The following is a 16,857-nucleotide window of genomic DNA, read 5'->3' as shown; positions in this document are numbered from 1 at the left end:
GCTCATATCAGTATTCAAGCGGGGTTCACTGAGTTAGCAATCACCGCTTCGCTCCAATCCCAAAGTCGCGCGGCAAGCTCAGGATCAATAGCCCAAGGTTTCACGCCGTCATGCATACCAAGCTCGTTCGGCGCCGCCTCGGCAACATCTTCGAGATATAGGCCACCGGTTCCGTCAAGCTCCCGGCCCAGCGCCGCCCAGATCGTGGTTGCGCTGCCCTGCTCAATTGTTTTCCAGCGGATATTTTTTGCACTCACCGGGTCTACACCCAGTTTCGTCCTGACGTCATCGGTCATTGATCGGCCGAGATTGGTCATAATGCCGCCTGGCATAAGGGAAAAGGCACGGATTCCATCCGCGTTATAACGCCTATCCAATTCAACCGCGAACAAGGCGTTGGCGCTCTTTGAGCGACCATAAGCAACTAACGGATCATAGGTTACATTTTCAAAATTTGGATCATCGAAATCAAAAGCCCCCCAATGGTGACCAGAAGACGACACAGACACCACGCGCGAACCGTTTGCCGCCTTGAGCGCGGGAAGCAGCGCCTTCGTGAGATGAAAGTGGCCCAGATGATTGACCCCTATCTGCAATTCAAAGCCTTGTTTAGTAAGTCCAAATGGACATGCCATTATGCCCGCATTGTTGATAAGTAGATGCAGCGGCAAGCCGCCCTCTGTAGCAGCAAATGCTTCTACAGAGCGCAGATCGGCCAGATCCAGCGCAACCGCATAGGCCTTGCCGCCTGCTGCCGTAATTTCTTCGACAAGCGGCTTCGCTTCACTGATGTTACGCCCCGCCAAAACGACCTGCGCCCCGCAGCCCGCCAAGACGCGCGCAGTTTCAATGCCCAACCCGCTAGTAGCACCCGTCACGATTGCCCGTTTGCCGGACAGGTCATATCCAGTAGCAACTTCGGCAGCCGTTGAGCTCCATCCAAAAGCAGAGATGATACGTTTATTCATAAACCAACGCTTTCCATGTTTATTGAGTATATACCGCCCAGACGCATAAAAATAAGTGGGCAAAAAAAAGGCTTTCGGTCAATCCAAATCCACAAAAAGGGGCAACCTAACACGCCCCGACTTTCTATGCCCTTTAAAGCAATATATCTAAAACATTAAGATGATTAATTTAACTATTAGCAAATCTTACTGGCAAAATTCCCTAGAGGGCCTCGTTAGGTAAAAATCTTCCTCAGGTGCCGGCATCGCTCATCAACAAACTGCGCCTATGCTGCCATGGACGTGAAGAATGAGTTCCGATTGCCTGCTGATGCCAGCCTTCTGGAATATCTGCTTTAGATAGGCTCGGCCTGTTTGCTCCGAAATACCAAGATCTACGGCGGCTTGGCCGATCGTCAACCCTCGGGCAATCAGGATTGCGAGGGCCGCTTCACGCCGTGTCAACCCGAACTTGACCCGCAAGCGATGAGGAGAAGGAAGCAATTCCTGCCCTTTCATGCGCATATAGGCTATTGCGCGTGGTACATGTGTCCAAGCAGGTTCAAATGGCTCACTCACTTTAAAAAGCAGAACCTCCAAGCTTTCTTCGCTTCCGGCCTTCAAAACGAGAAACTCCTCGTCAACTTCGCCCGTCATAATCCTCGAAACCGCTTCTTTAAGAGTTGCTTCGTCCGAAGGATCAACGGCACTAAGACGGTTGGCAAAAATCCGAATAATGCGCCCTTCATCCAGCCACCTCTGTGCTATGGAATCGACGTGAATTACTTCTCCGTCTTTGTCGAGCCTAGCCATCCCAGAAGCCCCAGCATGAACAACCCGGGCATATGCGTCGCGGTCGTCCTCAGCTTCTCGGAGACGCCCAAATAGATCAAGCGCCAGGGCAAAGTGCCGGGAAATCCCGGTTAAGCTGCTGTGCTCCATTGCAGAGAATCCATGGGAACCAGAGCGCGTGACAGAGAGCCATGCTTGCATTCCACTCGGAGTTTTGACGCGACAGATCGAGAGTTGCTCCATCCCGATGGGACGAAGAAAGTTCTTAACGAACGGGTGTTCTTCAGCTTTCTGTCCGTGAAGAAAATCCTCAATCTCGTAACACCGGAAGGGCTGCATTTCAAAATACGGGATCGGATCTGTTGTAGCATCGTAGAGCTTGGTCAGATCGCCATGTTGTTTTATTTCTGCACTAGACGACTGCGCCATAAAAACCTGACTGGAACCATTCGTCCGAAAGATCAGGTTTGCATGCGTAGCTGCGAACATATCTCGCAAATTTTCTGTAAACGCCGTCCATGGTGGATGAGATGTGATACCTTCGACCATTGCAGCGTAGAGCGCGTCATGCGGGGCAAGCAGTTCTGCCATTCCTTCTCCGGTTTGCCCTCAAATGAGGGTATAAAGCTCAGCCAATTATGCTTAGTCTGGTTGACCAAGCAGTGGGTGCAGCATTAAGTCAACCATCAATACTGGAAAGACATCCGCGCTGATATGGAGAGAGATGCATGAAAGCCTTGTTGTTCAAGGCGGCAGGAGAGCCGCTTGTTGTGGAAAACCTTCCAGATCCCGAGCCTGAAGCGGGCGAGGTGATTATCCGCGTTTCGCATTGCGGTGTATGTGGGACCGATCTGCATTCCACCAGCGGGCATGGCATGCAGCTTCCGGCTGACAGCCAGCTTGGGCATGAATATGCCGGAGAAATTGTTGCTCTGGGCAAGGATGTAGAGCGCCTTAAAGTCGGCGATAATATTGCCGCAATTCCTGTCGTAGGTTGCGGTCAGTGCGAGGCATGTAAAACCGGAATCGACGTATTGTGCAGCCATTGGAAAGGCTATGGTGCTGGACTGGCGCAATATGCTCGTGTGCATGAACGCGGCGCTATCCAATTACCGAAAACGGTTAGCCTTGCAGATGGGGCCTTAATCGAACCGCTGGCAGTAGGTGCACGCGCCGTTCGTTTGACCAATCCAGGGCGCCACGCACGTGTCCTCATCATCGGCCCCGGCCCCATTGGTCTTTCGGTACTTTTCTGGCTGCGTCAGAGGGGAGTGGAAAACATAGTTTTGCTTGCGACGAGCAACCGCAGGCAAAAGCTGGCGGCAGGGGTAGGCGGAACATCGTTCGTTATTGAAAGCGATGCCGCGGCCGAAGAAATAAATGCGGTACTTGGCGGCACACCCGACCTCGTGTTTGAAGCGGCAGGAACACCCGGCGTCTTTTCCCGCGCAATTGATCTGGTTAAGCCGCAAGGGACGATCATCGCGTTGGGCTTTTGCATGCAGCCGGATACCATCGTGCCGGCGATGGCATTGATGAAAGACGTCACTATTCGTTGGTCTATTACCTACACGCGCGAGGATTACCAAGCATGCGCCGATGCTCTGGACCGCGATGGCGACGCCGCGAGCGCCATGGTAACCGATATTGTTGGGCTTGATGCAGCGCCGATTGCTTTCGAAAACTTCCGCGGCGGCAAAGGTGGTGGCGGCAAGCTCTTGATCGATCCATGGGGTTGACGATGACTGACCCGCAATGGACATTACGCTTCGACGCCTTGCATGGATCAGCAAGATCGCAGACAGGCTTAGCAGATTTTGGCGACACTGCCTATGAGGACGGGCTTAGAGCGCTTTTGTTGGCGCTTGATACCAACCCACCAGCAGGTCCCGGCAAAATCGCGACGGCGGAATCCCTGATCGTCTCCGCGCTCGCTGCACGGCTGCACACCCAAGCGCAATGGCAAGCAAACCCCAAGTTCCAATTGCGCGAGATTGTAGCTCCCCTGATTGTCATTGGTGTGCCGCGAACTGGCACCACCGCTTTGCATAACCTGCTCAGTCAGGACCCGCAATTTCAAGGCATGGAGAAATGGCTTACCGCCGCCCCGATAGTGCGCCCTCCGCGAACTGAATGGGAGGCACATCCGCAATATCAGGCCAGCGCCAAGGCGGTTAAGCAAATGATCAACTTCGCTCCAGAAGTCATGCAGGCCCATGGCGTGATGGCGGATGAGGTTGATGAATGTCTCATGCCGATGGCACAAGATTTCACAAGCAACTGGTTCCCATCCCAGCTGGATGTTCCGCAATATGACCAATGGCTATTGAAGGCCGACGAAACCGCTGCGTTCAAGCGGTACAAAGATGTGTTGCGATTGGTGGGACTGAATGATGATCGGCGTTGGCTGTTGAAGAACCCCAGCCATGTCTTTGGTGTGGAAGCAATGATGGCGGTCTTTCCTGATGCCTGCGTGGTTCAAACGCATCGCCATCCTGCGGCGTCGCTAGCATCATTAGTTAACATTCTGGCTAATATAATTCGGCTTTATACCGGCGAAGAAATTGATCGTTCTGCTCGCCTTGCGCGCGAAACCGCATTCTGGGCGGAAGCAATGCATCGCACTATGAAGGTGCAGGATCGCTTTCCGGACCGCTTTGTTAATGTCATGCAGCCCGATATACGCCGCGATCCAATCGGCGTGGTCCGCAAAATATACCACCAATTCGGCCTGCTACTCTCGGCCGAAGCCGAAACCGCGATACTCGCTTGGTCAACAAAAAATGCCACAAAATCAAACGGTGGCCATAACTATGCGGCCATTGATGAAAAAGGCCCGATCAACGAGGCATTTGCGACATACATTGCGCGCTACGGACTTTGAGGAGATTAGGTCTATGACGATTTTGTTCAAACGCCATTTTCAAACTGCATATGTGGTTGACGATGTTAAGCAGTCGGCAGCCGTTTTGGCAGCAAATTATGGCATAAAGCATTGGGACATCATGGACATGGTCGCGCTGGTGGGGCCCGGCCAGCCGTTAATGTTTATTGCCAATGCGTGGGTGGGCGACATGATGATTGAGTTAATGCAGCCCGATGAAAATGTGACCTCAATTTATACCGGCTGGCAAAAGCAATCTAACGCAACTTTTCGACTGCATCATTTGGGTTTTCTCGTCGACAGCGATGCGCAAATGACGGAGCATAAGCAGCAGTTGATCGGTAACGGTCAGCCCATTGTTTCAGAAGGCAGCTTTGGAGATGTGCTCGATTTTGCGTACGCTGACACAACGCTTGAAATGGGCCATTTTTACGAACTTATCCACCTAAAAGCGGAAGGCAAAAGCTTTTTCGATCGAATTCCGGTCAACTAGAGCAACGATGGATTGGACAGAAGCCAATCGCCGTTACTTTATTCGTGGGGCAGCTGCCCTGCCCGCAGCTCATCTTTTATTTCCGTTCGATGCCATTGCAAAGGAAGCTAATATGTCAACCGGCCCCGCAGTCCCCATGGAATGGGAACATTTTATTGATCTGATCCGTGGTATCGACAAAACACTGGAGCACGTCATCGACCCCGATGATGCTTGGCTGAAACAAGAGGCCATTCAGCAAATGGCAATGAGCCTCGCACAAGGCTATACCGCAATCTTCCATTCGGACCCTCAGCATCCGGTGTTCTACTCTTTCCTGAACCCAGTATTCAAATCTGCCGCACCCAATCCAGACTATATGTACCGAAGCGCCTTTGTCGAAGGCTCTGGCACCTATCGATTGTCGGGCAAACGCGGCACAACGCTTTTTGTCCATATCGGCGTTGGGTCGGGCTACATCGGGGTGGACGATGTACCGGGCCCAAGCGTCGGTGACATTGATCTGGACAGCCTTACAATTGATCCAAAAGGCGAATTCTCGATCATTCTGTCGGCGGAACGCCCAGCTGGGTACAAAGGGGATTTTTACAAATTGGACCCACGTGCCCGGACAATCGGTATTCGCGAGGCAAGCTATGACTGGCTGAATGAAGTGGATAGCACTATTGCCATCGAACGTCTGGACGGCCCTGCAACCTATCGTCGTTGGCCGATGGAAGAAATCGCGTATCGTATGGAAAGATTAGCAGGTTTTCCAGAGCGTTATGCAAAGTTATTCGTCCATTTTGTTAAAAGCTTAAAGCAGAATCCAGTGAATACCGTAGCGCTTAACGATTGGGCCAACATTGGCGGACTAGCCAAGCAAACTTATTATGAAGGCTTGTTTGAATTCCACGACGGAGAATGCCTGTTGATTGAGACCGATGTGCCCGATGAAGTGCGGTACTGGTCGATCCTGCTCGCAGACCAGTTGTTCAACACCATCGAATGGGAAAAATGTCAGTCTAGCTTAAATGGTCATCAGGCCACTCTGGATAGTGACGGAAAATTCCGGGCAGTCATCTGTGATACCGACCCTGGTGTGCCTAACTGGCTCGATACGGCGGGACGGTTTAAGGGGGTTATTCAGGGCCGCTGGTTCGAAGCTTCATCAGCGCCGATACCCAATGTGAAGCGAATCAATCTGCGCGATTTGAAAGATCATCTGCCTGCCGACACGAAAGTCATCGACGAGGATGAACGCAAGCACCGGCTTCTAGAACGTTTCAGGGGAGCACAATTCCGCAAAAAGTGGTGAATGTGATCAGATGCGCACTCACTCAGGCTTGGGATGAACCCGCATAATCATCGATTGGCTGGCGGTGGCCATCAAGACCCCATCGGGCGAGTAGAGGCGCATGCGGCCATGCACGATACCCCGCACGAGTGCTTCGATCTGAACGTCGCATAATATCCATTCGCACGGGACGATGCGGCCGTAACGGATCGTATTGTCTAGACTGTTACCACCCGCGTGAAGTCCGGTCGCGCTGGCAATCCCCGAAGCGACGTAATCAGCGGCAATAGCCAGCATACGGGCATCAGCCTCATGCCCTTCGCGCGAACGGAGCCAAAAAACCAATCGCCCATCGCTTCGCTCGTTGATCGTTTTATCGCCATGAAAATGCCCTTTCGCAACGCGGATTTCCAGACGTGCGTTCAAGCCTGAGCCGTCACCACGCCAATAATTGGCCTCTGGGCAATCATCCGGCTGATTAACAACCGGCATATGCACCCATTGATCTAATTCCGGAGCATCTCTCGCGCCTAATGCAGCATTAACGGTAATGATTTTCTGATCGTCAATATGGAGCAGGACATTGGCCTGTGTTGTCATTCGACCAGCGACAGGAACAACTACGTCCAGATCAACAATCTTGCCCGGACGAGCGAAGGACAAATATTGCGCAGTTGCCCAAATAACAGGGCGCTCGCATGTTTGCTCCATAGCTTGGATCGACGCGGCCATACCAACGCCGCCAAACAAAAATTGCCTATCAGATGGGCCGGTGCACAAATTGCGCTCAACCCGAATATACCAACGGTGCGGGTTATGTGTCGCGTTTAACTCAAACATTTTAAATTCCGGATTGAAGTGTGTATTTACAACGCAGCCGGATCATTTAGGAGCGCTTCGAGACGACGAACGAAACGTGCAGCGTCGGCGCCGTTAATCACGCGATGATCATAACTAAGTGATAGCGGCATCATTAGCCGCGGTTGGAAGGCAGCGCCATCCCAAACAGGCATTATGCGCGATTTCGTAACTCCAAGAATTGCAACTTCAGGTTGATTAACTATCGGCGTGAACCCGGTTCCGCCAATCCCGCCCAGCGATGAGATAGTCATACAGCCGCCGGTCATCGCGCTCATGGGCAACCCCTTGTCGCGCGCAAGTGCGCTCAATTCAGCCAATTCAGCACTTAACGATTGCAAGTCTTTCGTGTCCACATCGCGCAACACTGGCACCAAAAGACCCAGTGGCCCATCTACAGCTATTCCGATATTAAAATATTTTTTGAGCACCAGCGTCTTGCCGTCATCCGCTAAGGAAGAGTTAAAGGACGGGAATTCACCCAGCGCTATCGCCAACGCTTTGGCAAGGAATATCAGTGGCGAGAGTTTGACATCTTTCGCAAGTGACTTTCGAAATACCTCTAACGCCGTGACATCTACGTCATCATTATGCGTGACGTGGGGTATCTCCGTCCAGCTTTTCGTCAAACGGCGCGCCACGACTTTTTGGAAATTGGTTAAAGCCACGCTTTCAATCGAACCAAATGGAGCAAATTGGTCCTCAAATTTTGGTTCAGTCATTGTCTTCCTTTCAACAGTCGTCATAGTTTTACCTTTTGCGCAGCTGCGCTTGCAACACTTGCGTACATACATCATAATCATATACACTTTAAATTCAAACGAAGATGACAAGGATCCGGGAGAGTGATGACAGATAATGAGTATGCCGCGCTTGGTCTCCAGGCGCCGCTATCGCGAATCGACCCTCCCGGTGCGCCCCGGGACGTTGCGTCCTTGATCGAGCGAGCTGCTAAATTGTGCCCTGATGATGAAGCTCTCGATGACGGACAATTAAACTATACATTTAGACAACTTAATAACGCTGTAGTGTCCGCAACGTCACTTTTGAGTGCAGCAGGCATTCAAAGCGGTGACCGCGTTGCCGCTTCACTGGGCAACGAAGCAGGTTTGATTATAGCGTTTTTCGCTACCATGCGTCTTGGGGCTGTTTGGGTCGGGATCAACAAAATCCTGCCGCTCGACGATAAGCGCTATATTCTCGACCATAGCGGCACCAAATTGTTGCTCACCGATACATCGCTTCAAGACCAAGTCGAAAGTATAAAAGCGCAAATCCCGTCGCTGGAAGCAATATGGTACCTGGACACAGATGATCGCAACGGCGGTTGGGCAGATGTATCGAGAGGTAATCCGAACGAAAATGCTCTGAGACCGGGGATAGACCCGTTCGCACCCGCAGCTATCATGTATACGAGTGGCACTACTGGGGTTCCCAAAGGCGTCGTGCATAGCCAGCATAACATGGTCACGTACCCAGCTGCCACATTTGCACATGGCCTTATGCAGCCTGACGCGAGGCGAGGTTCTTGCCTGCCATTAACCATAACTAATGTGATGATCCTTGGTCCTATTTCGGCATATCTTGTAAACAAGCCGTTTCTGTTTGGTGTGTCGCCCAAAGTTGATCCCTTAATCGACTGGTTCTTCGCTAAAAATATTGAGCAGATCGCTTTGGTACCAACTATGGTTTATGATTTGTTACAATCGGATCGGGATCTGCCCGAGAACCTAAGGCTGGGTTGTGGTGGCGCGCCCCTCCCTCATGTCCTGCGCGAGGCGTTTTTTAAGCGATATGGCTATCATATCATGACGAGTTACGGACTGACTGAAGCTCCCACAGTTGTAGCCCACCCAATGGACGAGGTTGCGCCGGAAGGAGCAAGCGGAAGGGCGTTACCTCATCTAGAAATTTCCATTCGCAATGAAGAAGGAAACATCCTGCCAACAGGTGAAGTGGGTGAAGTCTGTTTCGGTGCAGTATCCACCGGGCCATGGGCGAATGTCTATACGCCACCGCTTGGCTACTGGCGTGATTCCGAGAAGACCACGGCTCTTTTACGCGGAGGCGTCGTTCATTCCGGCGACCATGGCAAGCTGGATGATAATGGATGGCTGAGCATTGCCGATCGTAGCTCGGAACTTATCTTGCGAGGAGGTTCTAATGTTTATCCGGCAGAGATTGAACGCGTTTTGCACACTCACGATGGTGTCGCAGATTGCGCGATTGTGGGCAAACCCGACATTCGGATGGGCATGTTGACCGTGGCTTGTATTCAACCCGCTACAGGAAACATTAATGTCGACGATCTTCAGAACGAACTGCGGGCTTTGTGCTCAGAAAAGCTAGTCCGCTATAAAATGCCTGACGAATGGCGCTTTATGGAAAGCCTTCCCCGCAACGCCATGGGCAAGGTGATCAAACCAAAACTGCGCGAAATCATTGTTGGTTCAGACTGACGATTTGAAGCAAATAATTAATCAGCGTAGGAGAATACAATGCCTCAGCCTCAGACATTTCACGGACGTATGCGCGGCTGGCGCGCAATCGTCACCGGCGCGGGAACTCTTGGTGAAGGCGTAGGCACTGGCAAAGCAATCGCCACACTCTTCGCCGCCGAGGGTGCAAAGGTTGCCCTGTTCGATTTGGATGAAGCCCGCGCTCAAACCACTCTCGACCTTATCACCGGCATGAATGGCGAAGCCCGTGTTTTCACCGGGAATGTCGCTGATCCGCAAGACGCGCAGCGAATGACAAAAGAGGCGCTTCAATGGCTAGGCGGACTAGATACACTCGTCAATAACATCGGTATTGGCGCCGGGGCCGGTCAGTTGCACTTGGTGCCCTCTGCCGATATTGACAAGGTGCTGTCCGTCAACCTTGGCACGGTAATAAATATGTGCCGTGAGGCGATGCCTGCGCTTCTTAAAGGCAATGGCAGATCGATCATCAACATTGCATCTGTTGCCGGGATATTGGCGCATGGCAACTCAGCATATGGCCCAAGCAAAGCTGCAGTCATCCAACTGACCGCTGAGCTGGCAGTGATGTACGGTCGCGATGGCATCCGCGCTAACTGTGTTGCACCAGGCCACATTCTGACGCCGATGGTCGAAGCCTATGTCAAGGGCGAGGGCCGACGAGTTCGTAGTGCCATTGCTCCAATCGGTGTCGAAGGCGATGCATGGGATATCGCGCAAGCCGCGCTTTTCCTCGCGGGACCAGAAAGCCGTTTTATCACCGGCATAACTTTGCCCGTTGATGGCGGCGTAACAATTGTTGGACCACTGGCCGCATATGAAAGCGTTACACAGGAAGCCTCGGCGCAAGGTTGAACAAAGCGGACCCGATGACCAAAACAATAACCTTTCCGCAACTTGAACAGGATGATGGCAAAGAAGATCTTCAAGCCGTAATTCCAGAACATCTCTGCGTCGGTGGAACAACTGATCCGTTCCTATATGGCGGAAGTGGTTTTGCCGCCTGCATTGCAGCCATGGAGCGCCTGACAGGGCTACCCGCGATCTACGCAACGATCCAGTTTGTCAGCATGGGAAGGAGCGGTGAAACAATCCGTTTTACTCTTGAAAATGTTTCCGGTGGGAACAGTATCAAACAATGCAGATTGTCGGCTAGCATTGGCGGCAAGCCCTTTGCCACACTCATGGGCGCAGCAGGTGATCGTTCGGATCCGACGGTGCATCAAGGTAGTCATGCGCCAATTGTGCCGCCTGTCGATCACTGTGTGGAACGATCCGTAGCTCGGCAGATTTCGAGCAACCTAAATGATCTTTTTGAATTCCGTATGGCCAAAGGGCAAATGCCCGACCGGCGGGACTGGAAAGGAGAGGTTGGTCTGGACACCGCTTTCTGGATACGAAAGCGATCAGCCTTGACCTTGTCGAAGTTGGATTTGTCCGTGATTGCGGATTTGGCAGCGATGGCGCTACCAAGCGCACTTGGCAAACCTGCTAGCGGCAACAGCCTGGACAATATGATACGATTCATCGCAGAACCAGACGGAGAATGGGTGCTGTCCTGCACGCAGGTAGCCTCGGTTTATCGGGGGATTACGCACATCAACACGCACATCTACTCCGAGAGCGGAAGCTTGTTGGCGGTCGCAAGCCAGTCGATGGCATTAAGGGTTCGACCGCCCTCTTGAGGGTTGACAAATTTGCCTTCAAACAAGGGTAGTCTGCTATTCTGGTTTGGTATATTCGTCGGATGAACAGTCGGCTATTTCACGAGTTTGCAAAAGTAGGAGAGCGCAGCAATGCTATTTGGAAAAGTGGCTTATGTTACTGGAGGCGCCAGCGGGATTGGCTTGGCCATTGCTGAACGCTTCGCCGCCGATGGGGCGTCTGTTGCTATTGCAGATCTCGCCCGTTCAAAGGGCGCGCAATTGGCTAAGCAGATTACTACCAAAGGGTCTGGCAAGGTAATCTTCGTCGAATGCGATACGACCAACGAAGAGCAAGTCGAGTCGACAGTTTCAGAGACCGAACAGTCACTTGGTCCAATCGACATTGCAGTCTGTTCGGCGGGACGGGGTCACAAGCCAGAAATGTTCCATGAATCAAGCGCAGATACGTTGCGTAAGGTACTGGATGTCAACCTTATAGGCCCCTTCTTGGTCGGCAAGGCTGTCACTAATCGGATGCTTGCGGCGGGTCGGGGTGGTTCCATCATCAACATTTCGTCAGTCGGCGCTGTCCTGGCTGTGCCGGAAACCTATGGTTATATGGTAAGCAAGGCCGCCCTTTCGATGCTCACAAAAACACAAGCTTTGGCGCTGGCCGACAAGGGGATTCGTGTGAACGCGATCGGCCCGGGCCCTACACGCACACCGATGACCGATGGTTTTACCGACGATACGATGAGCATGATCCTATCCCGCACACCGCTCGGTCGACTCGCTGAACCTTCGGATATCGCCGGCGTCGCGGCTTTCCTCGCAGGTCCAGATTCAGCTTATATCACAGGACAGACCATCTTTGCGGATGGCGGCCGTCTTGTCCTAAACTATTTAGCAGGCAACAAGATTGAGAGGGCATAATGCTAATCAACACAGGCTCATTGCCCGTTGACGGATCAATCTACCAGATTGGCGTGGTCGTTCCAGATCTTGAAAAAGGCATAGATAACTATAGCCGCTTACTCGGCCTGAAGAACTGGAAACGGCTCGATACCGATTACATCGGACGATACCGTGACTGGGAGGGCCGCATCGCCAACCATAATGCTTTCGCGCAATGGGGGGCAATTCATCTAGAGATGATCGAACCGTGCGTCGGCGAAACCAATGCGATGGAATGGCTAAGGACAAAGGGCACCGGAATGTTTCATATCGGTGTTGCTGTAGACGATGTCCGTATTCGGCCCGAAGATTTTGAGGTTGTTTTCGAAGTCAAGAGCCAGACCCAGCCGGATGGAAGCCCCGCTATCATTCATCTCGATACGGTAAACTTGCTGGGCTACTTTATCGAACTAACTTATCGCCCCTTGGCCGACGCGCTGTCATCCAAGGTCGCATCATCGGCTCCGTGGGATTAGGGTTCAACTTTAATCAAACTGCCGCACAATAATGCCGTGTGTAACCGGATCATGCGGCCAAACTCGCCCGAACTTTGAGCTACATTCCGCAATCCGCGCGCTCCGTAAAGCATAACCCGCGCAATTTCGACCGCAGGGGCTGTGCCTATCACTCCTCCCTCAACGAGTATTATTGAAAAAAAATCGACAAACATGGCGTAGATTTCTCGGACTACCGGAAAGGCAAGATCATCCATATCTCGTGCATCAGGAGCAGCCCTTTGAAGCTCGTACACATTTACGAGTAGCATCTCGCACGCCAATGTCAGCTTCTTTTCCACTCCTTCACAAGACGAGACTGCCGCTTTTATCTCTTCCAATCGTTGCTTTGCCAGAAACAATGTTGCAGCAGCAAAAACCTGTTCCTTTCCAGGAAACAGAAGATACAAAGACGGTCGCGATATGCCTGCCGCCTTGGCTATGTCGCCCATAGTTGTGCGAGCATATCCATAACGGAGAAAAACTTCACCCGCTGCAATTACTGTCCGCTTTAGTTTCTGGTCTGACATCGTGCATCCGAAATTTTGTTGCCTAGCGCAGGCAGGCTTGGACTCCAGAATACAACAAGACTAATTTTGTCAAAACGTCAATTGTCGTTTCAGTGCGCAGAAGTCTTCCGGCGGTAGATGATCCTCGGCCAAGCATGATCAAATATATGTAACTACATGAACGCTATCGTAACTGAAAAGGATGCCGCTGCTGCAATCCGCCTTATGACAGAAGCTCCCGCATCCGATTGCCCTATGGATCTCGGTGTCAAGTTGTTGTGGTATCAAGAAGAAGCAGCCAGAGCCGCAGCCGCCTTTTGGTCGCCAATGGTTCTGGAGCAGCACGCCGTTGCGGGAGCTGGCTGGCATGTATTCCCCAACCTAATCTTCTTACCAAGCGGCACGGGTACGATGGCCTATCGCTCTCGCCCATGAGGCGATGGGACGGACCCCGACTGGTGCATGTTTAACGCCTGGTCGTTGGAGCAATATACGCCTGTCGCCGAACTACTAATCAGCCACAATCTAATCTACAGCGTGGGTGGCTGGAGAGCGATTGGCGGGGTTAGCGAAATCCTTGAGCAGGACTTTTCAATATGGAGCAGGTGCTGCGCGGTATTAAGCAGGCTGGCTTCCCGGGAAGCCAGACGAGCCCTGTGCAAGAAGTTGCCATATCGAACATGCACAGCGTGCTGCACGTTTATTTGAATAGCTGAAACGTACAACAGACCGTGCACCAAAAAACGGGTGCACGGCCACGTTGCCATTCATCTGCAAAACCGGGAAGGCAGAGTGCAATCATTCGCCCGTAAATGTTGGCTTTTCTTTTGATCCAAATACGCGGATGGCAGCAACGTTATCTTTGGTCCGCGATGTCCGCCCAACGGCCTGCGCTTCGGTTTCAAAGGCAGAATGCAAGTCAATCCGCTGCGCAAGGCCAACTATCTGCTTAATTTCAGAAAGTGCAATCGTCGCATCATTGGCAATTTCCAACGCGACTTCACGAGCGCGGGCCGCGAACGCATCCGTTGACGCAACCTCACTCACCATGCCCCAATCGAGAGCAGTGGCTGCATCGATGCGTTCGGCACGCATCAAAACCCGTTTTGTCCGCAGAATGCCGATATTGCGGGACAGAAGCCAACCAAGGCCTGAATCGGTAGCCGATGCAAGATTCTTGAATGGGGCCTGGAACCAGGCTTTATCCGAAGCGATTACATAATCAGCTGCAAGACACATTCCGAGACCAATTCCAACGGCGAGTCCATTCGGTGCCGCAATCACTGGAATGGACACGGCGTGTAATCGGCGAAGCAAGGGATGGAAGAAAGTCTCCACCCCTCCCATCACGGGAAGTTTGTTGTTACCTTCGGCCAAAGCCTTACGATTACCCATCAGATTTACGCCAGCGCAGAAAGCGCGGCCTTCTCCTGTAATGAGCAAAGCCCGACAGTTGCGGCGCGGCTTGGCTATTTCATTCAGCACAGTAGCGATGGATTCCCCCATATCCGGCCCCATCGCATTCAATCGTTCCGGGTCATTTAGTGTCATGACCGCCAATGGGCCATCAAACTCCAGTCTGACAAAGGGGTAGTCGATTGTTTCAACTGCTGCGTTTTCCAAAGCTTCAATCCTTCATTAGTTTTATCTTGCCGGCATTTAGTATTTTATTAGGCTAACGGCATTTTCAATCAACAGGCTTAGCGTCAAGGACCTCATCAACCAGACGGGCGACATCAGCATAACTTGGTCCTTCGCAAGCTGCGACATATTCGCGGCGCAAGCGTCTGATCAACTCAGCCACAGTTGGAATGTCGTCAATTAGTTCAACCCCCTGCCCCGCGCTCCAGATCGTTACCCATGGCAGCGCACCTTCGGGGAGGACGGGGCGTATTGCTCCCGGTGGTATCTCGGGAAGGTTGTCGGGATCGATGCCGACCTTCACCAACGATTTCTTAAGCCAGTTTGCTGCACCGCCGGCAACTTGCGGCGTAAAGATCACGTCATTGGACGCACTTGAAACCAACATAGCCTTATAATCGTCAGGTGCGTTCGATTCCTGTGTCGCAATGAAACGGGTACCAAGATAGGCAAGGTCAGCGCCAAGAACCTCCGCTGCGCGGATTGCCGCCCCGTTGCCAATGCAGCCAGCCATAATGATCGTACCATCAAACATTGCGCGCACCTTGGGAATGAAGGCCAAATGGTTTATCTGTCCCGAATGGCCGCCACCGCCCGAGCCGATACAAGTCAGCCCGTCCGCCTTCGCTGCGATCGCCTTTTCAGCAAAGCGGATGTTGGTGACATCGTGAAATACCTTCCCGCCCCAGTCATGCACCTGGCGGATCAGTTCAGTGGGATCGCCCATCGCGCTAATGATAACTTCCACCCCATGCTTCGCGCATACCTCAAGATGCCTCACCATCTCGTCATCTGGAAGGCGCGAAAGGTTTACCGCGACTGGCCCAATACGCGCATCCGGATGTTCCCCTTGATGGATTTTCAGCGCTTCACTAATCTGCCCCAGCCATGCCTCAAAAGTTGCGAAGTCCTTAGCATTCTGCCTGGGCAGCGCGCCGACAAGCCCCCCCTTGCACGCTTCGCGCACCAACGCCGGACTTGAGACCCGAAACATCGGCGCGCACACGGCAGGGAGTGTCAGACGGTTCCGCATTGACTGTTCAATGGCCATATGCTCGACATTCCTTCCAATTACTAATCTGATTTATTCGGCTTAATTATATAGATAATTACACATCACTATGGCAAGTGAATATGAAATGCATGGAGCGCGTGCATCAGATTAAAGGAGAATAACATTGAGCTCTCAATCGGAAATCGCTTTAGCTTATCAGAGCGTGGTGATGGGCCGCCGAAGCATTCGCGGCTACAAGCCTGATCGTGTTCCCCAAAAGTTAATACTTGAAGTGCTGGCAATGGCGATCCGATCACCCTCCTCACTCAACACCCAGCCCTGGAACTTTACCGTCGTCAGTGGTGCAGCTCTTGATGCCATCCGCAAAGGCAACACCGAACGCAATCTTGCTGGCGTGCCATCGTCGCGGGAATTTACCGCCAGCGAAGGCTATGAAGGCGCGCACCGCGAACGACAAATTGGCGTAGCCAAGCAATTATTCGCGGCAATGGACATTGCCCGCGATGACAAAGTTAAACGCAAGGAATGGGTGTTGCGGGGTTTCCGTCAGTTCGACGCCCCGGTTTCAATCATCGTAACCTATGACAAGGTGCTAAAAGGCAATGACATCGCGCCCTTTGACTGCGGCGCGGTGATTAATGCTCTGGTCAACGCAGCATGGTCACGCGGACTAGGCTGCGTCATCAACAGCCAAGGCATCATGCAATCACCCGTCGTGCGCGAACATGCGCGCATTCCAGACGACCAACTGATCATGATGTGCGTTGCCATGGGCTGGCCAGACGATAGTTTTCCGGCGAATGCGGTTAAATCAGAACGCAAATCCTTGGAAGAAGCTGTTACATTTATCGGCTTCGACGAGTAAATA

The 16,857-nt window shown here is 52.3% G+C and carries 18 protein-coding genes; 11 read left to right on the top strand and 7 right to left on the bottom strand.

Annotated features, from left to right (window positions below):
• Positions 1–14: 14 nt before the first annotated feature.
• Together ACIQ2T_RS00300 and ACIQ2T_RS00295 are read right to left on the bottom strand one after the other, a co-directional pair.
• On the bottom strand, positions 15–968 hold the full coding sequence (locus ACIQ2T_RS00300; protein WP_397589048.1) for an SDR family NAD(P)-dependent oxidoreductase: 954 nt from the start codon (positions 966–968) through the stop codon (positions 15–17).
• A gap of 252 nt (positions 969–1,220) precedes the next feature.
• Complete coding sequence (locus ACIQ2T_RS00295) at positions 1,221–2,330, bottom strand: helix-turn-helix transcriptional regulator (protein ID WP_397589047.1); 1,110 nt, start codon at positions 2,328–2,330, stop codon at positions 1,221–1,223.
• 137 nt (positions 2,331–2,467) lie between these two features.
• On the opposite strand from ACIQ2T_RS00295, the gene ACIQ2T_RS00290 reads away from it, so the two are divergent.
• The 4 genes from ACIQ2T_RS00290 to ACIQ2T_RS00275 all read left to right on the top strand — a co-directional run bounded on the left by ACIQ2T_RS00290 (position 2,468) and on the right by ACIQ2T_RS00275 (position 6,413).
• Positions 2,468–3,478 carry an alcohol dehydrogenase catalytic domain-containing protein gene (locus ACIQ2T_RS00290; RefSeq protein ID WP_397589046.1) on the top strand — a complete coding sequence of 337 codons (1,011 nt, stop codon included), beginning with the start codon at positions 2,468–2,470 and terminating at the stop codon, positions 3,476–3,478.
• 2 nt (positions 3,479–3,480) lie between these two features.
• The gene (locus ACIQ2T_RS00285; RefSeq protein ID WP_397589045.1) at positions 3,481–4,623 is read left to right on the top strand and encodes a sulfotransferase family protein; all 1,143 of its coding nucleotides are present in this window, start codon (positions 3,481–3,483) and stop codon (positions 4,621–4,623) included.
• Positions 4,624–4,636: 13 nt separating this feature from the next.
• The gene (locus tag ACIQ2T_RS00280; protein ID WP_397589044.1) at positions 4,637–5,116 is read left to right on the top strand and encodes a hypothetical protein; all 480 of its coding nucleotides are present in this window, start codon (positions 4,637–4,639) and stop codon (positions 5,114–5,116) included.
• 112 nt (positions 5,117–5,228) lie between these two features.
• Positions 5,229–6,413 carry a DUF1214 domain-containing protein gene (locus ACIQ2T_RS00275; RefSeq protein WP_397589043.1) on the top strand — a complete coding sequence of 395 codons (1,185 nt, stop codon included), beginning with the start codon at positions 5,229–5,231 and terminating at the stop codon, positions 6,411–6,413.
• Between the two features lie 18 nt (positions 6,414–6,431).
• Here ACIQ2T_RS00275 and ACIQ2T_RS00270 read toward each other — a convergent pair whose 3' ends face one another.
• Positions 6,432–7,232 carry an acyl-CoA thioesterase gene (locus ACIQ2T_RS00270; RefSeq protein ID WP_397589042.1) on the bottom strand — a complete coding sequence of 267 codons (801 nt, stop codon included), beginning with the start codon at positions 7,230–7,232 and terminating at the stop codon, positions 6,432–6,434.
• A gap of 26 nt (positions 7,233–7,258) precedes the next feature.
• A complete protein-coding gene (locus tag ACIQ2T_RS00265) occupies positions 7,259–7,972 on the bottom strand; it encodes a 2-oxo acid dehydrogenase subunit E2 (protein WP_397589041.1) in 714 nt (237 codons plus the stop codon).
• Between the two features lie 126 nt (positions 7,973–8,098).
• Here ACIQ2T_RS00265 and ACIQ2T_RS00260 point away from each other — a divergent pair, with 126 nt between their 5' ends.
• The 5 genes from ACIQ2T_RS00260 (at position 8,099) to ACIQ2T_RS00240 (ending at position 12,806) form a co-directional block, all read left to right on the top strand.
• A complete protein-coding gene (locus ACIQ2T_RS00260) occupies positions 8,099–9,709 on the top strand; it encodes a class I adenylate-forming enzyme family protein (RefSeq protein ID WP_397589040.1) in 1,611 nt (536 codons plus the stop codon).
• A gap of 39 nt (positions 9,710–9,748) precedes the next feature.
• Positions 9,749–10,585: an SDR family NAD(P)-dependent oxidoreductase gene (locus ACIQ2T_RS00255; RefSeq protein WP_397589039.1), complete on the top strand. Its 837-nt coding sequence runs from the start codon at positions 9,749–9,751 to the stop codon at positions 10,583–10,585.
• Positions 10,586–10,599: 14 nt separating this feature from the next.
• The gene (locus tag ACIQ2T_RS00250) at positions 10,600–11,415 is read left to right on the top strand and encodes an acyl-CoA thioesterase (RefSeq protein ID WP_397589038.1); all 816 of its coding nucleotides are present in this window, start codon (positions 10,600–10,602) and stop codon (positions 11,413–11,415) included.
• A gap of 111 nt (positions 11,416–11,526) precedes the next feature.
• Complete coding sequence (locus ACIQ2T_RS00245; protein WP_397589037.1) at positions 11,527–12,309, top strand: SDR family NAD(P)-dependent oxidoreductase; 783 nt, start codon at positions 11,527–11,529, stop codon at positions 12,307–12,309.
• Positions 12,309–12,806, top strand: coding sequence for a VOC family protein (locus ACIQ2T_RS00240; RefSeq protein ID WP_397589036.1), 498 nt, complete (start codon positions 12,309–12,311; stop codon positions 12,804–12,806). The genes ACIQ2T_RS00245 and ACIQ2T_RS00240 overlap by 1 nt, the downstream gene beginning before the upstream one ends.
• Here the strand turns inward: ACIQ2T_RS00240 and ACIQ2T_RS00235 are convergent.
• Positions 12,803–13,354, bottom strand: a complete 552-nt coding sequence (locus ACIQ2T_RS00235; RefSeq protein WP_397589035.1) for a TetR/AcrR family transcriptional regulator — start codon at positions 13,352–13,354, stop codon at positions 12,803–12,805. The two genes, ACIQ2T_RS00240 and ACIQ2T_RS00235, sit on opposite strands and share 4 nt — an antisense overlap.
• A gap of 156 nt (positions 13,355–13,510) precedes the next feature.
• Between ACIQ2T_RS00235 and ACIQ2T_RS00230 the strand changes: the two genes are divergently transcribed.
• A complete protein-coding gene (locus ACIQ2T_RS00230; protein ID WP_397589034.1) occupies positions 13,511–13,768 on the top strand; it encodes a hypothetical protein in 258 nt (85 codons plus the stop codon).
• Positions 13,769–14,131: 363 nt separating this feature from the next.
• Here ACIQ2T_RS00230 and ACIQ2T_RS00225 read toward each other — a convergent pair whose 3' ends face one another.
• The gene (locus tag ACIQ2T_RS00225) at positions 14,132–14,956 is read right to left on the bottom strand and encodes an enoyl-CoA hydratase/isomerase family protein (protein WP_397589033.1); all 825 of its coding nucleotides are present in this window, start codon (positions 14,954–14,956) and stop codon (positions 14,132–14,134) included.
• A gap of 64 nt (positions 14,957–15,020) precedes the next feature.
• Positions 15,021–16,025, bottom strand: a complete 1,005-nt coding sequence (locus tag ACIQ2T_RS00220; RefSeq protein WP_397589032.1) for an NAD(P)H-dependent flavin oxidoreductase — start codon at positions 16,023–16,025, stop codon at positions 15,021–15,023.
• A gap of 172 nt (positions 16,026–16,197) precedes the next feature.
• Between ACIQ2T_RS00220 and ACIQ2T_RS00215 the strand changes: the two genes are divergently transcribed.
• Positions 16,198–16,854, top strand: coding sequence for a nitroreductase family protein (locus ACIQ2T_RS00215; RefSeq protein WP_397589085.1), 657 nt, complete (start codon positions 16,198–16,200; stop codon positions 16,852–16,854).
• Positions 16,855–16,857: the final 3 nt, after the last annotated feature.

The sequence above is a fragment of the Sphingorhabdus sp. genome (genome assembly GCF_044357595.1).
Classification (GTDB): Bacteria; Pseudomonadota; Alphaproteobacteria; order Sphingomonadales; family Sphingomonadaceae; genus Sphingorhabdus_B.
Note: the sequence above shows the minus strand (reverse complement) of the source record. Positions and strands in the feature narration are given on the sequence as shown.